Below are 20,709 nucleotides of genomic sequence, written 5' to 3'. Positions count from 1 at the left end.
TGAGCTGTGCTTCCACTGAAGCTGTTTCTTCCAGAACCTCCTCTTTCCCGAGAGATACCTCTGACCACTTGAGTCCTGGTGTGCGTCTAGCGCACCACAACAAATGAAACCGAGCTATGAAAACTGCAATTCGCGAGAGCCATCTGAGCTTGCGGGGTATCACGGTGACCTATGCCGATGGTCACACAGCGCTTGCGCCCACCTCGCTGGAGGTACAGCATGGCGGGTTCCTTGTGCTGCTGGGCGCGTCGGGCGCGGGAAAGTCAACGCTGCTGCGCAGCATCAATGGCTTGGTTAGCCCCACAGACGGAGAGGTGTCGGTGGCCGATCTGCCGGGCGGCACCGTCTCAAAACGCAACCTTCTTGAGCATCGGCGCCACTGCGGCATGGTGTTCCAGCAGCACCACCTGATCGGGCGGCAAAGCGTGCTGGCCAATGTGTTGATGGGCAAGCTCGCCACCCGCGGATCTCTGGCGTCGTTGTGGCCTTGGAGCAAGGCTGACAAGCTGGAGGCGCTGGCGGCCATTGACCGCGTAGGCCTGCTTGAGAAAGCCCTAGCACGGGCAGACACCTTGTCTGGTGGGCAACAACAACGCATTGGCATTGCGCGTGCCTTGGTGCAAAAGCCCCGCCTGCTGCTGGCCGATGAGCCGGTGGCCAGCCTCGACCCGGCGACCGCGCAGAGTGTGTTGACCCTGCTTCACGACATCTGCAAGAAAGACCGACTCACGGCCATCGTGAGTCTGCATCAAGTCAACCTCGCGCGCATGTTCGCCGACCGCATTGTGGGCCTTCGCCAGGGCCAGGTGGTGTTCGACGGGACAGCAGCGCAGTTGACGGAAGAAGCCCAGTCTGCCCTGTACGCGAAGTCGTCACCTGCCAACATGGGCAGTCAATTTGATTCCCCCTCTCAATCCAAGGAGTTTTTACCGTGCTGAATCGTCGCCGTTTCCAATTTATCGCTGCCGTCACTTTGGCCGCCCTGTTGCCACTTGGCGCCCATGCCGAGGGCAAAAATCCTTCCAAGCTTCGCGTTGCACTGTTGCCGGACGAAAACGCCGCCACCATCATTCAGAACGCACAGCCTCTGAAGCGGTATCTGGAGCAGACCCTGAAGAAGGAAATCGAGGTCACGGTGACCACGGACTACTCGTCGATGATTGAAGCCATGCGCTTCGGCCGCATCGAGGTCGCCTACTTTGGACCGTTCTCTTACGTGCTTGCCAAGTCCAAGGCGCCCAACATTGAGCCATTTGCCGTTGGCGTGGAGCGCGGCTCGCCGACCTACCAGTCGGTTCTCATCGCCACGGCAGGCGGCCCGGTCAAGACCCTGGCTGACGTTCGTGGAAAGCCTTTTGGCTTTGGCGATCAGGCTTCGACGTCCAGTCACCTTGCACCGCGCGCGCACTTGCTTAAAAACCACCAACTGAACGGCGAGACTGACTACCGCCCCGTTCACCTGGGCACGCACGATGCCGTGGCCCGAGCTGTTCAGGCAGGGCAGGTTCCCGCCGGCGCTCTGTCAAAAACCATTCTGGACAACCTCATCGCAAAGGGCATGGTGGATGCCAACAAGATTGTGCAACTTGAACTGTCGGCACCCATTCCGAACTATCCCATTGCGATGCAAGGTAATCTCACGCCGGAGCTCAAGGAAGCCATCCGAGCCGCCTTTCTTCAGATGAAGGACGCCGAGATTCTCAAATCATTCCGTATCGAGGCCTTTGCCGCTACCGATGACAAGGCCTACGACATTCTTCGCGACACAGCACAGATTCTCAAGCTTGATCTGGGACGCATGAAATGACATCGGTAGCCTTGGAATCCATAGTTGCCATCGACGGACAGCAGCGACTCAAACGGCTGGGCGCCGCCTGTGTCGTTCTGTTCGTCTGTGTGGTGGCTTTGTATGTCACCGGCTTCTTTGACGCGCAGCGTTTCATCGAAGGCGGCCCAGCGATTCAGCAGTTGGCCTCAGAGATGGTGCCGCCGAATTTCGAGCGCTGGGAGCACTGGGTCATTCCATTGCGTGACACCTTAGCCATGTCGATCGCAGGCACGGCGCTGACCGTTCTGGCGTCGTTGCCGCTGGCCCTGGTGGCGGCGCCCAACACCGCGCCGAATGCGGTGGTTGGGCGAATCGTCAGAACCATCTTGGCTGCATTTCGGTCTGTGCCTGAAATCATCCTGGGCATTCTGTTCGTCGCGGCCGTGGGCTTTGGGGCATTGCCTGGTGTGCTGGCGTTGGCCCTGCATTCCACGGGCATGGTGGCCAAGTTTCTACGCCGAAGCCATAGAGCACGTGGACCCGAAACCTCTGGAGGCCGCTAAGGCCGCGGGCGCAAGCCGGTTTCAGGTCATCACCCATGCTGTGTTACCGCAGGTTTTGCCCCAGTTGGCGGACATCACCATCTACCGATGGGAATATCACTTTCGCGCATCGGCAGTGATGGGCATCGTGGGTGCGGGCGGCATTGGCTTTGAACTCATGGCGGCTCTGCGCCTGATCAAGTACGACGAAGTCTCCGCCATTTTGCTGTCCATCCTCATATGCGTGCTCGTGGTCGACGGCATTGGGTCGGCGCTTCGCAAACATCTGAAATAGAAAGAGAGAGGAAGGTAATGATGCCGAAAATTGTGGTGACGCAGCCCATCCATGAAGCAGTTCTGGCGCGTCTTCGATCCGCCGGTGATGTAGTGATGAATCAAGGGCCTGAGCCCTGGAGCGAGGAAGAGCTTTACCTCCACCTGAAGGACGCCGACGCCATGATGGCGTTCATGCCTGACCGGGTAGATCAGCGAACCCTGTTGCACGCTCCCAGGCTCAAGACCATCGCTTGCGCCCTGAAGGGGTATGACAACTTTGACCTCAAGGCATGTGCGCAAGCCGGTGTCAGCGTGAGCTTCGTTCCTGACCTGCTCACAGAACCCACGGCAGAACTCGCCATTGGGCTGGCCATCGCCGCCGCGCGCCATGTGCTGGCAGGTGACGTCAGTGTTCGCAAGAGCTACGCAGGATGGCGTCCCCAGCTGTACGGAATGGGGTTGCACGGCTCGATAGTGGCGGTCGTCGGACTTGGCGCCGTTGGGCGGGCCATTGTGGACCGTCTCTGTGGCTTCGGGTGCGCTCAACTGCTGGGCGTGGACCCGCATGGTGATGACGAACGCCTGACCATGGTGAGCCTGGGTGAGGCCCTGTCGCAATCCGACTATGTCATTCTGGCCGTTCCGCTGCTGGACGTAACGCGTCACCTCGTCAATGACACCATGCTTGAAGGTGTTCGGCGGGGGCAGATCCTGGTCAACATTGGGCGAGGCTCGGTTGTGGACGAGGCTGCCGTGGCACGGGCGCTCAAGGACGAGCGCCTGGGTGCCTACGCCGCCGATGTGTACGAGATGGAAGACTGGCTGCTGGCAGACCGTCCACGCCAGATTCATCCGGAACTCTTGCAACACCCCTCCACGGTTTTCACACCCCACATTGGTTCGGCGGTGAAGAAGGTTCGCCGAGCCATCGAGTTGCAGGCTGCTGAAAATTTGCTCGTTGCGTTAAATGGTAATGAGCCGCTTGCACACTACGAGGCATCGCACTGAGCGGCTCATGTGGCAGCTTCGCACTGCTCGGTGCAGCCATGAGGTCACCACACCAGAGAATGCTTTTGGACGTTCTATGGTTCTGGCCGATCTAATTCTTTGAGAAGACCTTGGCTACGTGTTTCGGACCCGCGGGCCAACTGCGGATGCTCTTCGCAATGGTTCCGATAAGCCGTGCCGCCAAGTATCCGGGGTGGGATTCCCCCGGTTTCTCGGACGGTTTTCTGGGATCGTTGCCTACATCAACACCGACCGCAGCGGGTCGGGAGAACCAATTCATCCTTGGTGTGATCAGTTGCTCCTGCTACCTTGCCCGGCTCGCATCAATAGAGTGACCGGTCTGAGCAACAAAGCGGTCGCTTGAGACCCTGCTCGATCAATGACCAGTTGCGCAACACGCGAACTTCCAGGCGTTAGGTTCGAGTGTCGGAGATCAGCCTGAAGCTGCCGACTGGATCTCGGGTGGGCAGCCGTGCAGCGACTTCTGCCGTTGGCGTCGCGCCCGTAGTTCACGGTCATGTACAAAGAGCTGTCATTCAGGCACCTGCGATGTCGCTGTCCCAATGAAGACTCATGAGGGCATTGATGGCGTTGCCTACGGCCAAGGCCGGGTCGAACGTCCGCTGAATGACAGCTCCACCAGGCATTTCCGATCCATTGAAGTCTGTCGTCAAGACCGGCAGAACGACCGATCAGCGCGTGACAGCAATGGCATGGAACCGAATGACATCCCAGCGGCCAATGCACTCCAAGGCGAAGTGTTCACCCTACTCAAAGAAGTTCTTTGCACGGGCCAGTGAAGCGGCCCGCTCTGGCACCTGAGCGAGGACAGCAGCTTGCACTCATACTATGCCGACTCGGGATATGGTTTTGCCCGCAGATCAAAACCGTACCTGCGCTGGGAGCATGAATTGAAGTTAGACCGCTTCCTAAATGAACATATCGAGGAAATCCTCGCCGAGTGGGAGGACTTCTCGCTGACGCTGGTGCCTGTAGCCACGTCTTCGCATCTCGTTTTGCGGGACCACGTGAGAGGGATGCTGCAAGCCATTGCGCTTGACATTGAGACCATCCAGAACTCCGAGCAACAGTACCAAAAGTCACGCGGCAACGCGCCGCATTTGATCGGTGGTGTTCAGACCGCCGCCTCCAGCCATGGTGGCCATCGGCAAGCGAACGATTTCTCATTGCTCCAGTTGTGTGCGGAATTTCGTGCTCTGCGCGCCACAGTATTACGGCTTTGGTTGCCGAGGGTAGGTGAGATGACTGAGGTGATTTCTAACCAAATGATGCGCTTCAACGAATCCATCGATCAAGCCCTGGCCGAAGCGGTTGTGACCTATTCATCCAAGGCCGACCAGACGCGTGAACTGTTCCTGGCCATTCTGGGCCATGATTTACGCATGCCATTGTTTTCGATGCGATTGGCTGGAGAGCGCCTAAAGAGGTCGGACCTGTCGGCAGCCCAGATTGCAGAAACCGGGGACCGGATCAGGAGCAGCACGCGGCTCATGAACAGCATGGTGGCCGATCTGCTCGGCTACACGCGCACGCAACTCGGCAGTGGTATGCCCATCGCTCCTGCGGCAGTGGATGTAAACACTGTGTGCGAATCGGCACTGGAAGATGCCATGGCGGCCCACCCGCAAAGTAGCTTTGAACTACTAGCTAGGGGCGATACGACTGGGGTCTTTGATGGGGTAAGGCTGCACCAACTGTTTGCCAATCTTCTCTTCAATGCAGCACAGTACGGCGACCGCGAAAGACCTGTGGTGCTTGGTATTCACGGTGAAACCCATGGCATCACTGTGAAAGTCACGAACCATGGTCAACCGATTCCTGCCGCATCGCTGAGTGCGATCTTCAAACCGTTGGTTCAGCTGCCTGAGGAGGGCGCACAGGACGAGCGCCCGCGCACCAGTCTCGGTTTGGGCTTGTTTGTAGCGCGGGAAATTGCAGAAGCTCACGGTGGCTCGATTGAGGTGCAGTCCGATGCTGAACGTGGGACTATCTTCACGGTGCGTCTCCCCGTCGGCCTGACGGCGAGCATTTGACACTTTTGGCCACGTTACAGCGGGTAGTTAGCGCTTCAGGTGCGTGTGTCGAGTTCCTCAGGTTGAAGTCCGAAGCCGTTTTTGATTTCGTTGTTGCCCGTCGATAGTTCGGTGTTGATCTCAGTGTCGGCGCTGACACAAGAGCACTAATGAATCTCATCAGTCTGAAGCGACCTTCGACGGTCCAAGTACGGCTTTGCAGCGCAAGCGGCATTTGGAATTCGGCGGCCCAACTTCCCCTAAACGGAGCAAAGCAGTCTTCGAAGCCAGTGAACGCATTCCGTGTCGAGTTTGGCGGTTTGGGCCACACAAGCAGCGTCGGGCTGATCGCCAATTTAGCCTTGGAGCGTCATATCTGACACGAAAGTACCGATCTCCCCAAGAGACGCGCTCAGTCATTTTGAATAGTGGTAGAGGAGGTCACCTCCTCGGCCAGTTCATTGAGCACGGAAAACACCCCGTCGAGATCGTCGCGGTAGAAGGCCGTGTAGCCGGGCGTATAGACGCATCGCCCGCTGTCTTGGAAACCAAGCCCCCGAATGTGATCGCGATGTTCAAGCCAATACCGGCCCATCGCCTTCGGATCCAGTCCACCTGGTAGTCCAGACTTCGTCGCGACATAGCCCTCTTCATCTCGACCAGTGTGGAAGGGGCTGCTCAAGTTGGCGAGGCAATGATCGAGGAACAGCAGCACGTTGTCGCCGCTTACCAAGGGGCTAAAGCAAAAGCCAAAGACGTACTCGTTCATCAACCTGGAGATGCCGGCGCCATCCTCTGAACCGACTTCATCATAGTGACCACATCCAACGCCGGAGCTATTCGGGGGGAGCGCATTGCTGAGCTGATAGATCACAAACGACGCGGCGAAGGCGCGCGCCGAGGCGACACGGCGCGCAATTGTTGTATCTCCTTGCTCGGATCCCGGATCCAGCGAAGCCTGTTCATGGAGATGCGCAAAAGCCTGCCCTAAAAACGCATCTACGGGCACTTCACGTGCTTCGGCGATGAAGTTCCGTCCAGCGTCAATGTAGGTACGCTTGAAGAGCGCGAACACCTGTTGAGAGAGCCGCCTCATGCCCAGCAGGGCTAGTTTGCTAACCAGACCTGAAGTCATAGCGGACGGGTCTTGGTGAATGATCAGCGCTGTGTGCAGGTTGTACAGCTGCCCGCCGCGATCCGCCGAACACTGCAGCCTGAATAGCATCAGATCATTCCAACCGAGCACACCGCGGTCTAGGCTCGCGAGCCGCTCCAGCAGACCTTTCCCAACGTACGCTTGCTCTCCGAAGATGCGCCACGCGACTTCTATGACGTTCTCCGGGGTGTTTGCCCGTCGCCGGCCGACAGTTCGCCCCCAACCTGCGCGATCCAACAGCCGCAATAACGAGTAGATCGACCTCGGCCGCAGTCCACGGTCATCGTTGTCGAACGACGAGTAGCGTGGTAGGTACTCAACGAGCGTTTCGATGGCGTCTTCTGCGGTCGGGCTGGTGAAGTCGTGGGCCTGATTGACAAGTACCCGCCAGAACTGGTCGTGTACGGTCTCTGTTCGTTCCAGTGCAAACTCAGCTTCCGCGAGAACCGAGGCAATCGATCGTCCCTTGCGAACCTGATCCACCGCTGTTTGGTAGAGAACAAAGGTCTCCTGCGGCTCCGGCGTGGCAAAGCGAACAATGAGCTTCAAAAAGCTCTCCAGGTTTCTCGTATCGCCCTTGTTAAAGCACGCCCGGGACCGAAGAACGGACTCTTCAATGTTGCGCCCGTCGCCCAGCTCCAAAACCTCCACGTCAAACAACTGCTCCAGCAAGAAACTGGCAGAACCTGGGTGCACGTCCTTGACCTTTGCAAAACCATCGGCGTTCTTGAAGTCTGGTTCGTCGTACTTGCGCCGAATCGAGAAAGTACCACTGCGCCCCTCTGTCTCCTCGGCGTATATGCGCCTGAACAACCCTGGATAGTTCAGGTGCAGCAGCATCAAATTGATGAGGTCACGCTTATTGAAGTCGGTCCGGCCCAGATTGGTCTTCTCAATCTGCATGAGCAAGATCGCGTTGATGAAGCGCTTAACCTTGCGCAGATCACCGAGCAAAGGCAGGTACTTGGCGGCAAGATCACCACTCAAGATTTCCGCTAGCTCATTTAGTACGGCACCAAGCTTCAACATCGTGTCCGAAGGCACGGACCCGAGCTGGCTCTCGCTCTTTTCCCAGTCGCGTTGTAAGAAGTTGCGGATGCTGGAGCTGTCCACGAATAAGCTCAGTTTGACTGTCACAAACTTCTCAAGGAACTCACGCGCCCTGGATCCTTCCTCTTTGCCACCGGCCAGTACCTCGGTGTCATAGCAAAGGACGTAGGTCGCTTGCGACAGCTTGAAGGTGCGTCGCGTTGCGAATAGGACGTTGTTGACGGTCTTCGCGTCCAGACGATCCAGGTCGTCGATGACTACGATCACACGTCGACCGATACGTCGAAGGACCTCGTCAATGTCGTCGAGCAACTCATCGACGGTTTCCTGAGAAGGCTCCAGCGCGAGCTTGAAGCCCAGGAACGAAACGTCAGCCTTACCCTTGATGAGCCGAGAGTATCGGGAGGCCGCAGGACGGAACTCGGGTGCAAAGACCTTGCTCTGAATCGCGGCGGACAGGTCGCGAATCAAGCGATCAGCGAGATCTGGCTCGGATGCGTATCGAAGGGGCTCAAACCGACAAACAATTACCTTGTCCGCAGCTCGCTCCCAGTAGCGTTCTGCAAGATTGATGAAGCTTGTCTTGCCTACGCCCCAGGGGCCATCGACACCGAACACCAATCCTGAATGCACACCGCTTGCGAGGACTGTCTCTGCGAACGACTTTGCTTGGGTCTCGTTCGATAGCAGATCGTCGGTCTCCTGTCTGATCTCTTCGTCCGCAAGGAAACGGAATTGCGAAGGAGTCTGCCGCCTTCTAGGCCAATGCCACTGGACTAGCGGTGACAAAAGCATAGTGCAGAAAAGCAGAAGAAAAACTGGCGCCCAATACGGGTCCGCCGCTTTCAATGCTGCGTGGAACTTTAAAAGCCAAGGCATGGCTAACTCGTTTGACCAAGCTCCCAAGCACATTGCGATGAGTAGATCGAAACGAAGGCTTTGCCCCATTTGGAAGGCAGAAACATGCGCACCACGATTGATGGCGTAGACCACACAGACCGCCAGTCCAATAAGAACAGGTATTGCTTTGGCCCAAAGGGGAAAGTCGGCTATCGCAGGAACAAACGCAGTTCCCAGATAGTAGGTAGTCCTGCAGACCTCTGCGGCAACCAAGCCAACAACGAACATCTTGGCAAAGACCAGGAGTTCGGGCATTTTCATCGTGTGCTTGGTAGCCGCCATTCAACATTACTCTCTGTGACGCGTGAGCGCATTGTGCGTGCAGCGACTTGCGGGTCGTGCTGGCGCTCCTCGGCATCTTGCGCCGTCCGGAAGACATGCGATGATTGGTGGCCAAGGAGGACGCGATGCGACTGCCACAGGGTATAGAGGACGATACTGATGTCCGCACAGCGCTCCGTTGGCTAGCAGAGATCAGCGGCAATGCCGTCGGCTTCGGGCGGCGACTACGCGCAGCCCAGCAGGCCTATATCGATTACACAGGCGCTGCCGGCGACTTCGGGCGCAACCCTGCGTTGTCAGCTCTCGGGGCCGACGTCGTGGCCTCCTTTCTGGCCCAGTCTCAATCCTTGCTTGATTGCAGGCGATCCTTCGACCAAGCTCTTGCCTCGCGCTGTGTTCCTTGGATCAAACAGATTGGGGTGAATGTTGAGGCTCTGGCGAATGTGCCTGGCGCGGAGCAGCGAGCTCGCCGCATGCTGCAGGACGCTGCCAGCGAGCCGGACGGACCCATGCTTGAGCTGGTGATGGCCGGGAACTACGCAGCCGATGGAGAGGACGTAGCCTTCATACCCGAGCAGCCCGGCCAAGCCAAGACGCCGGACATCCATCTGACAGTTGACGGGCGCTCTGAGCGCGTCGCCGTTGAATTCAAGCGGCTCAGAGCAGGCCAGTACGAGGCGGACGAACGCGAGCTACAGCGACGGATATTCCGCCGTGCTGCTGAGATCATCGATAGGCGGAAGTTGTCTCTATCCATCGATGTGAACTACAGCGTCGAACTCAAAGACGTGCCCGAGACGTACCTCTCCGACTGGGTTTTGCGATTCCTGTCGAGCCCGCTTTTCACACCTGGCCACTACCCCTGGCGTGACGAGTTCGGCTCGGGTGAGATTCGCCAAGCCAATGTCCAGGCGGTACTGGAGGACATTGCGGACTCGTCTCTCTATTTCGGGACGAAGCTGGCACGATTGCTGTCAGGGAACCCAGTTCGCGATAACGGCTACAACCTTGCCGTCGGCTTGGTCCCCGACAATCGTGACCCCCGCTTCTTCCAGGACTTCCGCTACGGTTCAGTCGTCACTTGGCAATGCACAGCGCCAGTGGCGATCGAGCGCAAGGCGCGCCACGTCAAAACCAAACTTGCCGAAGCAGGTCGCCAGGTAGCCACCCAGAAGGTCGGCGTCATCCATCTCGCGATGGACATCGAGCTTGGCTGCGAGTCGTCTGACCTCAGGCGACAGCGCAACAAGGAGGTCATCACAGAGTTTCGCGCCGAGTCGATGGTTGCGGCGCTATATGTGCACTACCTCGTGCCACGCATATCCGAATCACATTCTTGGCTCGTCGACGAGACTTGCGACAAGTTTGGTCATGATGGTGATCCACCCACAATGATGATTTTTCCTGGCTCGGAGGTGCTGGGTAACGACCTGCCGGCATGGCAGCAAACGCTACCCATCCCTAGGCGCCTTTAGGGCAACGCTGATTAAGGTCCACCATTGAGAGGGGTCAAACGTTATCCGCAGATGAAGCAGCAGACCTTGGCAATGGCCGCAGATCAAGACAACGGATTCGAGCATTCGCGCAAACCCACCCGACGCGAAGAGTTCTTGCGGACCATGGAGACAATAGTGCCATGGGCCGCTCTGTGCCAGGTGATAGAGCCGCACTACCCCAAAGCAGGCAACGGCCGCCCGCCCATTGGCCTTGAGCGCATGCTGCGCATCCACTTCCTGCAGCACTGGTTCAACCTGGCCGATCTGGCGTGCGAAGAGGCCCTGTACGACAGTGCCAGCCTGCGCCGCTTTGTGGGCATTGACCTGGGCCGCGAGCGCGTGCCCGATGCCACCACGCTGCTGAAGTTTCGCAAGCTGCTCAATGAGCACAAACTGGGTGAAGCCCTGTTTGCCCAGGTAGGCCAGCAACTGCAAGAGCGCGGCTTCAAGGTCAACACCGGCACCATCGTGGATGCCACCATCATCGCCGCGCCCAGTTCTACCAAGAACGCCGACAAGGCGCGCGACCCCGACATGCACCAGACCCGCAAAGGCCAGCAATGGTATTTCGGCATGAAGCTGCACATTGGCGTGGACAGCCAAAGCGGGCTGGCGCACAGCGCCGTGGTGACGGCGGCCAACGTGCATGACAAACACCCGCTGCCCGATCTGCTGCATGGCAACGAGCAGCGCGTGTACGGCGACTCGGCCTACGCCAGCCAGAAGGCTCTGATCCGGGGCAAGGCGCCCCAAGCCAAAGACTTCACCAACCAGCGCACACGCAGGTGCGGGGTGGTCGACCAGACGCAGCGGTCCAAGAACCGCAACAAGTCCCGCATCCGCGCTCGCGTAGAGCATCTATTCGGGGTGGTCAAGCGGCTGTGGGGCTTTGGCAAGGTGCGCTATCGCGGGCTGCAAAAGAACGCCACGCGCGCGTTCACGGCCTTGGCGCTGGCCAACATCTACCTTGCCCGAGGGCGCCTGCAGGGACAGGTGCGCCCGTAAGGGTCTGAAGGGGGCTCAAAGGCTCCCGAAACAGGCCCTGTGGGGCAAAGTCCGGCATCTTTGCGGGCCATTTGGCATTCAAATGGCTGTGCAATGGAGTTGACGCTACTTGATCAGCATTGCCTTAGGCACCTCCACGCTTGAAACCAAGGGATTTCAATATTTCGCTCTCGCGAACAATCTGCTCTGCCGCAAACGCTTTGTATGCCTCTCCATTGAGGTACTGAGGCTCCATGTCGTATTTCGCGAGAATGTCTTTGAAGACCTTCGCATCCATGGCCGCCCTGAAGCCATCGTGCAGCGTCTTGATCACCTGTGGCGGCGTTCCCTTGGGCGCCGCAAGTCCCCACGGAGAGGTCTGAACCAGGTTGATGCCAAGCTCCTTCAGCGTCGGGATATTCGGATACTTGGGGATCCGCTTCTCGCTCCAGACAACCAGCAAGCGCATTTCTCCCGCATCCACATAGGGGCCCCAGGTCGATGCGTCGGCCATGGACATGACATGTCCGCCCAGCAGCGCCGGAATGGCTTCCGCCGTGCCCTTGAAGGGAACGTGATTCAGCGTCACGCCTGCCTGCCGGGAAATCTGCTCCATCGTCAGGTGCTGCGTGGTCGCGGCCCCGGAGGTGGCATAGCTCAGTTCACCCGGGTGCGCCTTGGCATAGGCGATGTAGTCGCTGAAAGTCTTGATCGGCGACTTTGCCGGCACGACGATGCCCCAGGTGAACCCCGTCAATCGGAGGACGTAGTCCAGATCGGTGGCCGGATTCCACTTGATATCCATAATGTACGGAAGCCGGTACACCGACTGCACCACCAGACCCAGGGTATAGCCATCCGCAGGACTGGTCTGCAGTTGCTGGCTGGGAAACACGCCTCCGGCACCCGGCTTGTTCTCCACGACCACGCGCTGCTTTAACGTGGTGGCTGCGGCCTCGGCAAGCGCCCGCACGACGAGATCGGTCACGCCACCGGCAGCGAACCCGACCATGATCTTGATCGGCTTGTTGGGGAATGCGCCCGACTGGGCGTGCGCCAAAGGAATAGCCCCGGCCGCGCCGCCGACGGCTGTACCGACACCCAGGCGCACAAATTCACGTCTTTTCATCGTCATCTCCTAAGTATTTGATTTTCAGATTCACCATCACACGAGATCGGCCGGCAAATCCATCAGGCATTCCGAACCGAATGCAATGGACTTCCCGAACGCTGACAACATGGGCAACTCTTTCTCCATCCAGTACCGGGCCAGCGCCAGTTTCCGGCGGTGGAAATCGGTTCCCGATCCATCCGCCACGGCCTGCACGGCGGTCATTGCCATCACCAGCCACATGTAGCCGAAGGCATGGATGCCCATCATTCGCAGGAAGTCATAGGAAGCACCGGGCGCATCGTTCAGCTTCCTGCCGGCGTCCGTGATCCACTGCGCCGAAGTACGGACGGCCGCGGTCGCCTCCATCAAGGCGGCAGCCATGGCTTTCAGCGACGGATCGCCCAAGGCCTGCTCGGCGCATTGCTCGACTTCGGAGGCATAGCTGCCAAATGCCGCCCAACCGTCCGCAGATTTCAGCTTGCGCGCGGCCAGGTCGAAGGCCTGGACCCCGTTCGCACCTTCGTATAGCTGGAATATCCGGGCGTCGCGCACCAGCTGTTCCAACCCGTTTTCGCGGATGTAGCCGTGCCCGCCCATCACCTGAAGGGCATCGTTGGTGGCTTCAAAGGACTTGTCGGTTAGGTAGGCCTTCACCACGGGCGTGAGAAACACCCCGATCGCCTTGTCGTGCGCCTGCGACTCGCCCACGGCATCCTGCGTGGCACGCACATAGAGCGCCAGTGCCCGCGCACCTTCGATATAGGCAGCCTGCTTGAGCAGCAGCCTCCGCACATCGGCGTGGCAGATGATGGGATCCGCGACGCCTGCGCTGCGCTGCGCCGGGTCCAGCGCCCGCCCGGCCAGGCGTTCCTTGGCGTATTGCACGGCATGGCCGTGGGCCCGCACCGCGGACCCGAGGGACTGGATGCCGGTGTTGATGCGCGCATGGTTCATGAGCTCGAACATGCCGCTCATGCCCGCCGAGCTGGACTTGCCCGCCCCTTCCTTGCTGCCCCCGATCCGGTAGCCGATGGCCTCCTCGAAATTCATGGTGCAGGTGGCATTGCCCTTGAGCCCCATCTTGTGCTCGATGCCACCCGTGGTGACGCCGTTGCGCGCGCCAAGCTCGCCGGTGGCGGGATCGACGTTCCACTTGGGAACCAGGAACAGATTGACGCTGCCGAGGGCGTCCGTCACGCGGCCGTCGGCATCCGGCACCTTCGCCAGCACCAGGTGCACGATGTTGCCGGCCATGTCGTGGTCACCGGCGGAGATGAAGATCTTCGTGCCGGAGATGCGGTAGCTGCCGTCCTGCTGGGGCACGGCCTTGGTCTTCATCAGGCGCAGGTCGGTGCCGCAGTGCGGCTCCGTTAGGCACATGGTTCCGGTCCACTCCCCCACGGTCATGCGTGGAACCACATGCCGGCGCATCCAGTCCTCGCCATTGCGGCGGATGGTCGCATGCGCTCCATTCGTCAGCCCGAAGTACAGGCCCAGCGAGTTGTTGGCGGAACTCGTGAACTCGCGCAGTGCCTGGGCCATCGCGTTCGGCAGGCCGCCGCCGCCGTCCTCCACGCTGGCACTGATGCTGTTCCAGCCGCCGTTGCGGTAGAGGTCGAAGGCATTCTTGAAGCCGCTGGGCGTCGTCACCGCACCGTCGGAAAACGTGCATCCCTGTGCGTCGCCCACCTCGTCCAGCGGCGCCCACACCTCTTCCAAGAGCTTCGCCGCCTCTCCGAGCAGGGTACTGGTGTCATCGGCCGTCAGCTCGCCGATCAACTCAGGAAAACGCGGGCCGAAAACATCATGGAGCAGGAACACATAGTCCTGCACCGGGGCTTTGTAGATCGTGGCCATACCTGTCAAGCTCCACGGAAGACCGCTGGGCGCCGTTCGACGAAGGACTTGATGCCTTCGGCCGCGTCTTCGCTGCCCATCACCTTGGCTCGGATAGCGGGGATGGCCTCGATGGCGGCGGCTTCGCCGGCCTCGATGAACTTCTTGCCCGCCTGCTTCATGGCCTGTATGCCCAAGGGTGCGTTCTTCGCAATGGTTTCTGCCAGTTGCATCGCGCGTTCGATCTGCTCGCCCGGCGCCACGACCTCCTGAACCAGGCCGATGCGGTAGGCCTCCTGCGCCGTGAACTCATCGCACAGCATCAGGTGGTACATGGCATTGCCCCAGCCGGCCCGCGTCACGTATCGGAAGTGCGCGCCGCCCAGCGGGGCGATACCCCGCTTGGACTCCATCTGGCAGAAACGTGTATCGCTGGCAGCGACCACGATGTCGCCGGCCAGCATCATTTCAATCCCGATGGTGTAGTTGATGCCCTGGACGGCGGTCACGATCGGCTTCGTGCATTGGCGCACCAGCCCCATCGGATCCACCGTCTCCTTGGTGCGGGGCTTTGCCGTTGCCTTGGGGCCAAAGAACTTGGGCATGTCCAGGCCCGCGGTGAAATGCTCCCCGGCTGCGCACACGACCCCCACCCAGAGCTCCGGATCCTCATCCAGCAGCGTCAGCGCCTGCGCCAGTTCCATCATCATTTCCGGGCTGAACGCGTTCTTCTTGCCTGGGTTGTCGATGACGATTTTGAGAATGCGACCATGACGCTCATGGCGGACGGTACCGGGAACTACTGACTCAGTCATTGATATCTCCTAGATTGCTAACATTAAGTAATGATGATGACCATCATCATTATCAGTGTGTGGCAAAATTTTGCACATGTCAACCGCCATCGAGGAGTTATCCATGAGTGATTCCCCCGTAGAGACCCTCACCACACGAGAACGCATACTGAACAAGGCCGCCGAACAAGTCCGCGCAGAAGGCCTGGACTCCATTAGCGTGAACAAGCTCATGCGCAGTGTGAACCTCACACACGGTGGCTTCTATGGGCACTTCGCATCGCGCTCGGAACTGGTGACCGAAGCTCTGGAGCGGGCGCTTGTCGATGGCGAAGCCAGCGCCCGAGCCGCGGCCGCCCAGGGAAGGCCAAGAGACTTCGTGAGCATGGTCAAGAGCTACCTGAGCAGGGGGCATCGCGACTCCCGCCACAGTGGCTGCGCCATTTCGGCGCTGGCCGCGGAGGTCAGCCGCGGCGACGAAGCCGCCAGGAAGGTCATGGAGGCTCACATCGAGTCCTATTTCAAACAGGTGGCTGCGGCACTGCCCGACCACGATGAAAAGCACGCGATGGTGGCCGTGAGTGCGATGGTGGGTGCGTTGATGTTGTCGCGGGTCTATACCGACACGAAACGGTCGGATCAGCTGCTGAACCAGGTCAAGGCATTTCTGACCGACTCGTTCGGCAGCGGCAAATAGACCAGATGGGAAAGCGGGTGCGTCTTGGTGCGCCCGGCCCGAGCGGCGCAAGTGCTGGCTTGCGCGCCCCGGTCAACGGCCCAGGAGTTGTTCAAGAACCTCACGGGAATGGGCGCCCAGCTGAGGAGGAGGAAGGCGCACCCCCAGCCGCTCCCCATCCACGCGGTAGGGCGAACTCAGCACATGCGTCTGGCCGGCGTCCGGGTGCGGCTGGACCGTGACCAGCCCCGCCTCTTGCGCGCGTCCGGAGGTCAGCGCCTCAAGCAGTCCTAGAACCTTACCCGACGGAATACCCGCCTCTGCCAGTTGCACCAGCAGTTGGTCCTGGGAGCGTTGGCGCACCTCCTCCATCAGGATCGGAACCAGCGCCTGTCTGTTTGTCGAGCGCAGGATGTTTGTGCGAAAGCGCTCATCGTCGGCCAGTTCCGGTCGCCCGAGAATGCCGCAGAACCTGCCGAACTGCGCGTTGTTGCCAACCGCGATGACCAGCGGACCATCGGCCGCATCGAATACGCCATACGGGACGATCGAAGGATGGTTGTTGCCGCAACGAGCCGGGTCCTTTCCCGTAAGAAGCGCATCCAGGCCGTAGAAGGCGGTAATCATCACTCCGCAGTCGAACAAGGCCATTTCGATGTGGCGCCCCTTGCCCGTTCTTTGACGGTCGAACAAGGCGGCCAGGACCGCCTGCGCGGCATAGAGCCCCGTGACCATGTCAACGATCGCCGTCCCGAACTTCAAGGGCGGCAGGTGGGCGTCTCCATTGATGGCCATGAGGCCGGCCTCGCCTTGAATGACGATGTCATAGCCCGGGCGCTGTGCCTCCATGCCGTCGCTGGCATAGCCCGTGATCGAGCAATAGACGATGTCCGGCTTGATCGCCTTCAGGTCCTCGTAAGCCAGTCCCATCTTCGCCATGCCACCGGCCTTGAAGTTCTGCACGACCACGTCGCATTGGCGCACCAGTTCCCTGGCCGTATCGCGGTCCTCCTCGCGCTGCAGGTCCAGCGTGATGGAGCGCTTGTTCCGGTTCATGCTATTGAAATAGGTCGTCTCCGTCCTGCCGACCCGCAGGCCGTAGTCTCTCGTGTCATCACCCCGGTCCGGGTGCTCGACCTTAATGACATCGGCCCCCAGGTCTCCAAGCGCCATGCTGCAGGTCGGCCCCGCGATGACGCGCGAAAAGTCCAGCACTCGAACGCCATCAAGAGGCAGTCTGCGTGTTTCCATGACAGTCCCCGGCCGGCTCAGGAAACGGCTTTCGCGCGCTTGATGGTGCTGTCCAGCCCCTTGGCCAGGTGCGCCTGGAACTCGTTCGTCATATGGGACAGCTGATGCACGTCGAAGTGCGCCGAAAGTACGACCTTGAAGCCCTGCGCATCCCAGGTCCTGTTCAGCGACTTCTTGACGAATCGCACCGCGTACGGTGGCGCAGCGGCGACATGGTTCGCCAGTTCCATGGTCGCGCTTTCCAGATCCGAGCGGGGTACGACCTTGTTGATCATTCCGATCTCGTACGCCTCCTTCGCGCCCAGGCGCCGCCCCGTGAAAAGAAGCTCCTTGGCCTTGCGCATGCTCATCACCCAGGGGTGGACAAACACCTCCAGGCTCGCCGTCCCCATGGAGTGGGCGACGGGATCGGAGAAGAAGGCATCCTCGGAGCACACGATGAGGTCGCACATGTTCGCCACCATAAATCCCCCGGCAATGCAGGCGCCTTGGACCTGGGCGATGGTGGGCTTCTTCAGGTCGTGGATGCGCATGCAGTACTCGAAGAAGTGCTCCTCCTCGTAGTCCCAGCGCTCCTCCACAGTGGGGTTGGGGCGCTCTATCTTTGAGGACTTCAGGTCATGCCCAGCCGAGAAATGATCGCCCACGGCGGCGATGACGACGACGCGGATCTCCTTGTCGGCCTCCGCATCCTTGACCGCCGCATCCAGCTCGCGCAGTAGCAGCCTGTCCTGGGCGTTGCGTACCTGCGGGCGATTCAGAGACACACGCGCAACCGCGCCGAGCTTCTCATAGGTGATGTGTTGAAAGTCCATATCGTCTCCAGTGATCATCAAAAATATGATGATAATCATCATACTTCTTAAGTATGCAAAACTCACTCCGGCTTTGTCAAGCCAAGAAATTCGCACCGGAGGGTTTTGCCAGCGATGGCACTGGCGACTTCAGCCCGCAGGACAGTGGGCAGCAGCGTGGGAGCGACTGAATGCCGACTCCGCTTAGAACTTATCCGTAAATAGTTAAGGAAATCCTGCAAAACCTCCCCCCTTGTTTGGTAGGAGTCAGCAGGCAATGGCAATCTCACGGCTATGAAGCAAAGCAGCCTTGATCTGAACCTGAGTACCAAGAAGACCCGCAAGCAGGAACTGCTGGCCCAGATGGATCTGGTGGTTCCCTGGGCTGCGTTGGTCGAACTCATCACCCCGTACTATCCCGAAGGCAAGAACGGTCGCCCACCCTTTGCACTGGAGACCATGCTGCGCATCCACTGCATGCAGCAGTGGTTCACCTTGTCGGATCTGGCGATGGAAGAAGCCTTCTTTGACACCCCGATCTACCGGGAGTTTGCAGGGCTTGATGCCCATGGGCGAATGCCTGACGAGAGCACCATCTTGCGCTTTCGCCACCGGCTGGAAAGGCACAAACTGGCCGATCAGATTCTGGCCACCGTCAATGAACTTCTGGCAGCCCAGGGCCTGCTGCTCAAGGCGGGCACTGCCGTGGACGCCACCTTGATCGCGGCACCGAGCTCGACCAAGAACAAGGGCAAAAAGCGCGATCCAGAGATGCACTCAAGCCAAAAGGGCAACGAGTGGCACTTTGGCATGAAGGCCCACATTGGCGTGGACGCAGACTCGGGTCTGGTGCACACCGTCATCGGCACATCGGGCAACGTGTCTGACGTAGTAGAGGGCAACAGCTTGCTCCATGGTGAGGAGAAAGACGTCTTTGGTGATGCTGGCTACCAAGGCGCGCAAAAGCGCCCGGATGCCATAAAGGATGTCACTTGGCATGTGGCGATGCGCCCAGGCAAACGCAAAGAGCGGGACAAGGAAAACAACCCTATTGACGCTCTCATAGATCAAGTGGAAAAAATCAAAGCCAGCATCCGTGCCAAAGTGGAGCACCCCTTCAGGGTGATCAAACGGCAGTTTGGCTATACCAAGGTGCGTTACCGGGGGCTCAAGAAGAACACGCTGCAGCTCAAGACGCTGTTTGCGCTATCGAACCTGTGGATGGCGCGCCACCAATTGCTGGCGGCGCAGGGATGAGTGCGCCTGCAAACAGGCAAGGGGCCGCAAAAGCGGCGCGAATGACCCAAAGGGCGTGAAAAATGGCGCGAAGACGCGAGAAAACGGCCGCAATTGCATCATCTGAAAAACATCGACCCTGTAGCACTTATGAGTCCGAGTTGTTCAGGACATCCCTAGTAAGGAGCCATTCAAAAGACCGAAACACCGGCCGATGTTGGGCCGTACCCATCTGCTGCAAAGGAATCATAGTAGGGTGTGGCCGGCTTTATTGGAATCGGCACCGGTACTGGCACCACGCACATTGTCGCGTGTGTTTCCCTGCTCAGGCACAAGGCAGATATCCTTTGGTTTCGAAAAGCGTCGCACGCCCCCGGTGGCTTGCAACGATTTTCATACTAATTAACCGAGCATCCATCCAGAGAATTGCATTGGCCAATGACCCTACGGATTCTCATTAATGTCGGAACCTGTATCCATGAGGCCGGGCTAAATCCGCAACCATTGAAAACCAGCACCGCTACCATCAACAAACCAGACCAATGCGCAGCCAACACCTCGCGCCTGGCGAAATCAAACCCTTGAGTCCATGCGCTTGTTTGAAAGTCCCATTGATGCACGCCGCCTTCATGGCGATATTTATTCGACCATTAACTGGTGACGTTTTTTGTGGTGCGCCAGCGGTTCATGATTCCTCTTGGGCTTACGGCTGCCATGCTGTTCCGATGCCCCCATGCAAGGCAGCGGCCTCCTCGCCTGCCTCCACTCCTACCCCCTCACCAGCGTCCCAGGCCATGATCCCGCACCGGTCCATCGCAAGCTGCGAGCAAAGTTTGCCTGACGCCACGCCCCCAACACCCCCAACTCACCCCCCAATCAAGACGCGGCACTCCGAGCTGAAAAGCAGGCCTCAAAAAACCCCCTTTTTACGCACGTTTTGGACCTCTCTACACGTTACAGAGACAAGCCGCTGTCAACTCAAAACCGGAGAAATCCTACGGCGACTGCTCAATATTTCAGCACCCTAGGCGAGAAAGGCGTTGTCTACAACTCGTCAGCATTCGCAGCCGAGTACGCCTACATTTGTTGTCCATTTGTTGATTTGGCCCCGCATTTTTGAGTTTCTCCTCGCAAAGTCAACGGATGTAGACGTACTTTTGACTTATCGATCAACAAGTTGTCATCATTCATGGCCTTTGGTGACCTGGCGCCCTTTCCCCCCTGGTTTATTGCGGATGGCGTCATTTTGATAGGCTAAAAAGACATTTCCTATAACTGCATCAGTCCGACCGTTTTTTTTTGTTTGGCAACTCGGCCTCTGTCAACTAAATCGCGAAATCAATCATCAATCTCAGTCGGATTTGTTTGGCAACTCGGCCGATGTCAACTATTTCTGCTTGACAACTCGCTCACTGTCAACTATTTCTGCTTGACAACTCGGCCACTGTCAACTTTTCTGTCGGGCAACTAGGCAACTGTCAACTATTTCCACCAAAAACCCTCCTCAGACCAG

The 20,709-nt window shown here is 58.9% G+C and carries 14 protein-coding genes and 1 pseudogene; 9 read left to right on the top strand and 6 right to left on the bottom strand.

Translation table 11 applies throughout. The features are described from left to right. Positions 1-116 precede the first annotated feature (116 nt). The 5 genes and pseudogenes from phnC (at position 117) to K226_RS0115105 (ending at position 5,648) form a co-directional block, all read left to right on the top strand. Positions 117-938 carry a phosphonate ABC transporter ATP-binding protein gene (phnC, locus tag K226_RS0115125; protein WP_035242057.1) on the top strand — a complete coding sequence of 274 codons (822 nt, stop codon included), beginning with the start codon at positions 117-119 and terminating at the stop codon, positions 936-938. Then, the gene (gene phnD, locus K226_RS0115120; protein WP_024815577.1) at positions 932-1,807 is read left to right on the top strand and encodes a phosphate/phosphite/phosphonate ABC transporter substrate-binding protein; all 876 of its coding nucleotides are present in this window, start codon (positions 932-934) and stop codon (positions 1,805-1,807) included. The genes phnC and phnD overlap by 7 nt, the downstream gene beginning before the upstream one ends. Continuing rightward, positions 1,804-2,605, top strand: a pseudogene (gene phnE / locus K226_RS19090) (phosphonate ABC transporter, permease protein PhnE). The gene phnD and the pseudogene phnE overlap by 4 nt, the downstream one beginning before the upstream one ends. Before the next feature lie 17 nt (positions 2,606-2,622). Beyond that, the gene (locus tag K226_RS0115110) at positions 2,623-3,594 is read left to right on the top strand and encodes a phosphonate dehydrogenase (protein ID WP_024815576.1); all 972 of its coding nucleotides are present in this window, start codon (positions 2,623-2,625) and stop codon (positions 3,592-3,594) included. An 836-nt stretch (positions 3,595-4,430) separates the two neighbouring features. Next, the gene (locus K226_RS0115105; RefSeq protein ID WP_238324273.1) at positions 4,431-5,648 is read left to right on the top strand and encodes a sensor histidine kinase KdpD; all 1,218 of its coding nucleotides are present in this window, start codon (positions 4,431-4,433) and stop codon (positions 5,646-5,648) included. Positions 5,649-6,039: 391 nt separating this feature from the next. Here K226_RS0115105 and K226_RS0115100 read toward each other — a convergent pair whose 3' ends face one another. Next, positions 6,040-8,994: a KAP family NTPase gene (locus K226_RS0115100; RefSeq protein WP_155886560.1), complete on the bottom strand. Its 2,955-nt coding sequence runs from the start codon at positions 8,992-8,994 to the stop codon at positions 6,040-6,042. Positions 8,995-9,140: 146 nt separating this feature from the next. Here K226_RS0115100 and K226_RS0115095 point away from each other — a divergent pair, with 146 nt between their 5' ends. Then, positions 9,141-10,490, top strand: coding sequence for a hypothetical protein (locus K226_RS0115095; protein ID WP_035242074.1), 1,350 nt, complete (start codon positions 9,141-9,143; stop codon positions 10,488-10,490). Positions 10,491-10,541: 51 nt separating this feature from the next. Then, entirely contained in the window at positions 10,542-11,516 is a 975-nt protein-coding gene (locus K226_RS0115090; RefSeq protein WP_024815594.1) for an IS5 family transposase, read from the top strand. Between the two features lie 124 nt (positions 11,517-11,640). Here K226_RS0115090 and K226_RS0115085 read toward each other — a convergent pair whose 3' ends face one another. The 3 genes from K226_RS0115085 to K226_RS0115075 are packed head-to-tail and all read right to left on the bottom strand — an operon-like array spanning position 11,641 to position 15,260. Next, the gene (locus K226_RS0115085; RefSeq protein ID WP_024815593.1) at positions 11,641-12,624 is read right to left on the bottom strand and encodes a tripartite tricarboxylate transporter substrate binding protein; all 984 of its coding nucleotides are present in this window, start codon (positions 12,622-12,624) and stop codon (positions 11,641-11,643) included. Positions 12,625-12,660: 36 nt separating this feature from the next. After that, entirely contained in the window at positions 12,661-14,466 is a 1,806-nt protein-coding gene (locus tag K226_RS0115080; protein WP_035242059.1) for an acyl-CoA dehydrogenase C-terminal domain-containing protein, read from the bottom strand. 5 nt (positions 14,467-14,471) lie between these two features. Next, entirely contained in the window at positions 14,472-15,260 is a 789-nt protein-coding gene (locus tag K226_RS0115075) for a crotonase/enoyl-CoA hydratase family protein (RefSeq protein WP_024815591.1), read from the bottom strand. 103 nt (positions 15,261-15,363) lie between these two features. On the opposite strand from K226_RS0115075, the gene K226_RS19085 reads away from it, so the two are divergent. Next, positions 15,364-15,936 carry a TetR/AcrR family transcriptional regulator gene (locus K226_RS19085; protein ID WP_051463552.1) on the top strand — a complete coding sequence of 191 codons (573 nt, stop codon included), beginning with the start codon at positions 15,364-15,366 and terminating at the stop codon, positions 15,934-15,936. Positions 15,937-16,008: 72 nt separating this feature from the next. Here K226_RS19085 and K226_RS19080 read toward each other — a convergent pair whose 3' ends face one another. Together K226_RS19080 and K226_RS0115065 are read right to left on the bottom strand one after the other, a co-directional pair. Then, positions 16,009-17,166: a CaiB/BaiF CoA-transferase family protein gene (locus K226_RS19080; RefSeq protein ID WP_051463550.1), complete on the bottom strand. Its 1,158-nt coding sequence runs from the start codon at positions 17,164-17,166 to the stop codon at positions 16,009-16,011. Positions 17,167-17,183: 17 nt separating this feature from the next. After that, positions 17,184-17,981: an enoyl-CoA hydratase gene (locus K226_RS0115065; RefSeq protein ID WP_024815590.1), complete on the bottom strand. Its 798-nt coding sequence runs from the start codon at positions 17,979-17,981 to the stop codon at positions 17,184-17,186. A 273-nt stretch (positions 17,982-18,254) separates the two neighbouring features. On the opposite strand from K226_RS0115065, the gene K226_RS0115060 reads away from it, so the two are divergent. Further along, positions 18,255-19,217, top strand: a complete 963-nt coding sequence (locus K226_RS0115060) for an IS5 family transposase (RefSeq protein WP_024815589.1) — start codon at positions 18,255-18,257, stop codon at positions 19,215-19,217. The last annotated feature ends 1,492 nt before the right edge of the window (positions 19,218-20,709 follow it).

Origin of the sequence: Acidovorax sp. JHL-3 (assembly GCF_000526295.1) — a bacterium.
Lineage (GTDB): Bacteria > Pseudomonadota > Gammaproteobacteria > Burkholderiales > Burkholderiaceae_C > Acidovorax > Acidovorax defluvii.
This window is presented reverse-complemented; position numbering and strand designations above follow the sequence as displayed.

Coding starts and splice junctions, on each gene's coding strand:
- phnC (WP_035242057.1), top strand. CDS start 117: ATGAAAACTGCAATTCGCGAGAGCCATCTGAGCTTGCGGGGTATCACG.
- K226_RS0115110 (WP_024815576.1), top strand. CDS start 2,623: ATGATGCCGAAAATTGTGGTGACGCAGCCCATCCATGAAGCAGTTCTG.
- K226_RS0115100 (WP_155886560.1), bottom strand. CDS start 8,994: ATGAAAATGCCCGAACTCCTGGTCTTTGCCAAGATGTTCGTTGTTGGC.
- K226_RS0115095 (WP_035242074.1), top strand. CDS start 9,141: ATGCGACTGCCACAGGGTATAGAGGACGATACTGATGTCCGCACAGCG.
- K226_RS0115090 (WP_024815594.1), top strand. CDS start 10,542: ATGAAGCAGCAGACCTTGGCAATGGCCGCAGATCAAGACAACGGATTC.
- K226_RS0115085 (WP_024815593.1), bottom strand. CDS start 12,624: ATGAAAAGACGTGAATTTGTGCGCCTGGGTGTCGGTACAGCCGTCGGC.
- K226_RS0115080 (WP_035242059.1), bottom strand. CDS start 14,466: ATGGCCACGATCTACAAAGCCCCGGTGCAGGACTATGTGTTCCTGCTC.
- K226_RS0115075 (WP_024815591.1), bottom strand. CDS start 15,260: ATGACTGAGTCAGTAGTTCCCGGTACCGTCCGCCATGAGCGTCATGGT.
- K226_RS19085 (WP_051463552.1), top strand. CDS start 15,364: ATGAGTGATTCCCCCGTAGAGACCCTCACCACACGAGAACGCATACTG.
- K226_RS19080 (WP_051463550.1), bottom strand. CDS start 17,166: ATGGAAACACGCAGACTGCCTCTTGATGGCGTTCGAGTGCTGGACTTT.
- K226_RS0115065 (WP_024815590.1), bottom strand. CDS start 17,981: ATGGACTTTCAACACATCACCTATGAGAAGCTCGGCGCGGTTGCGCGT.
- K226_RS0115060 (WP_024815589.1), top strand. CDS start 18,255: ATGAAGCAAAGCAGCCTTGATCTGAACCTGAGTACCAAGAAGACCCGC.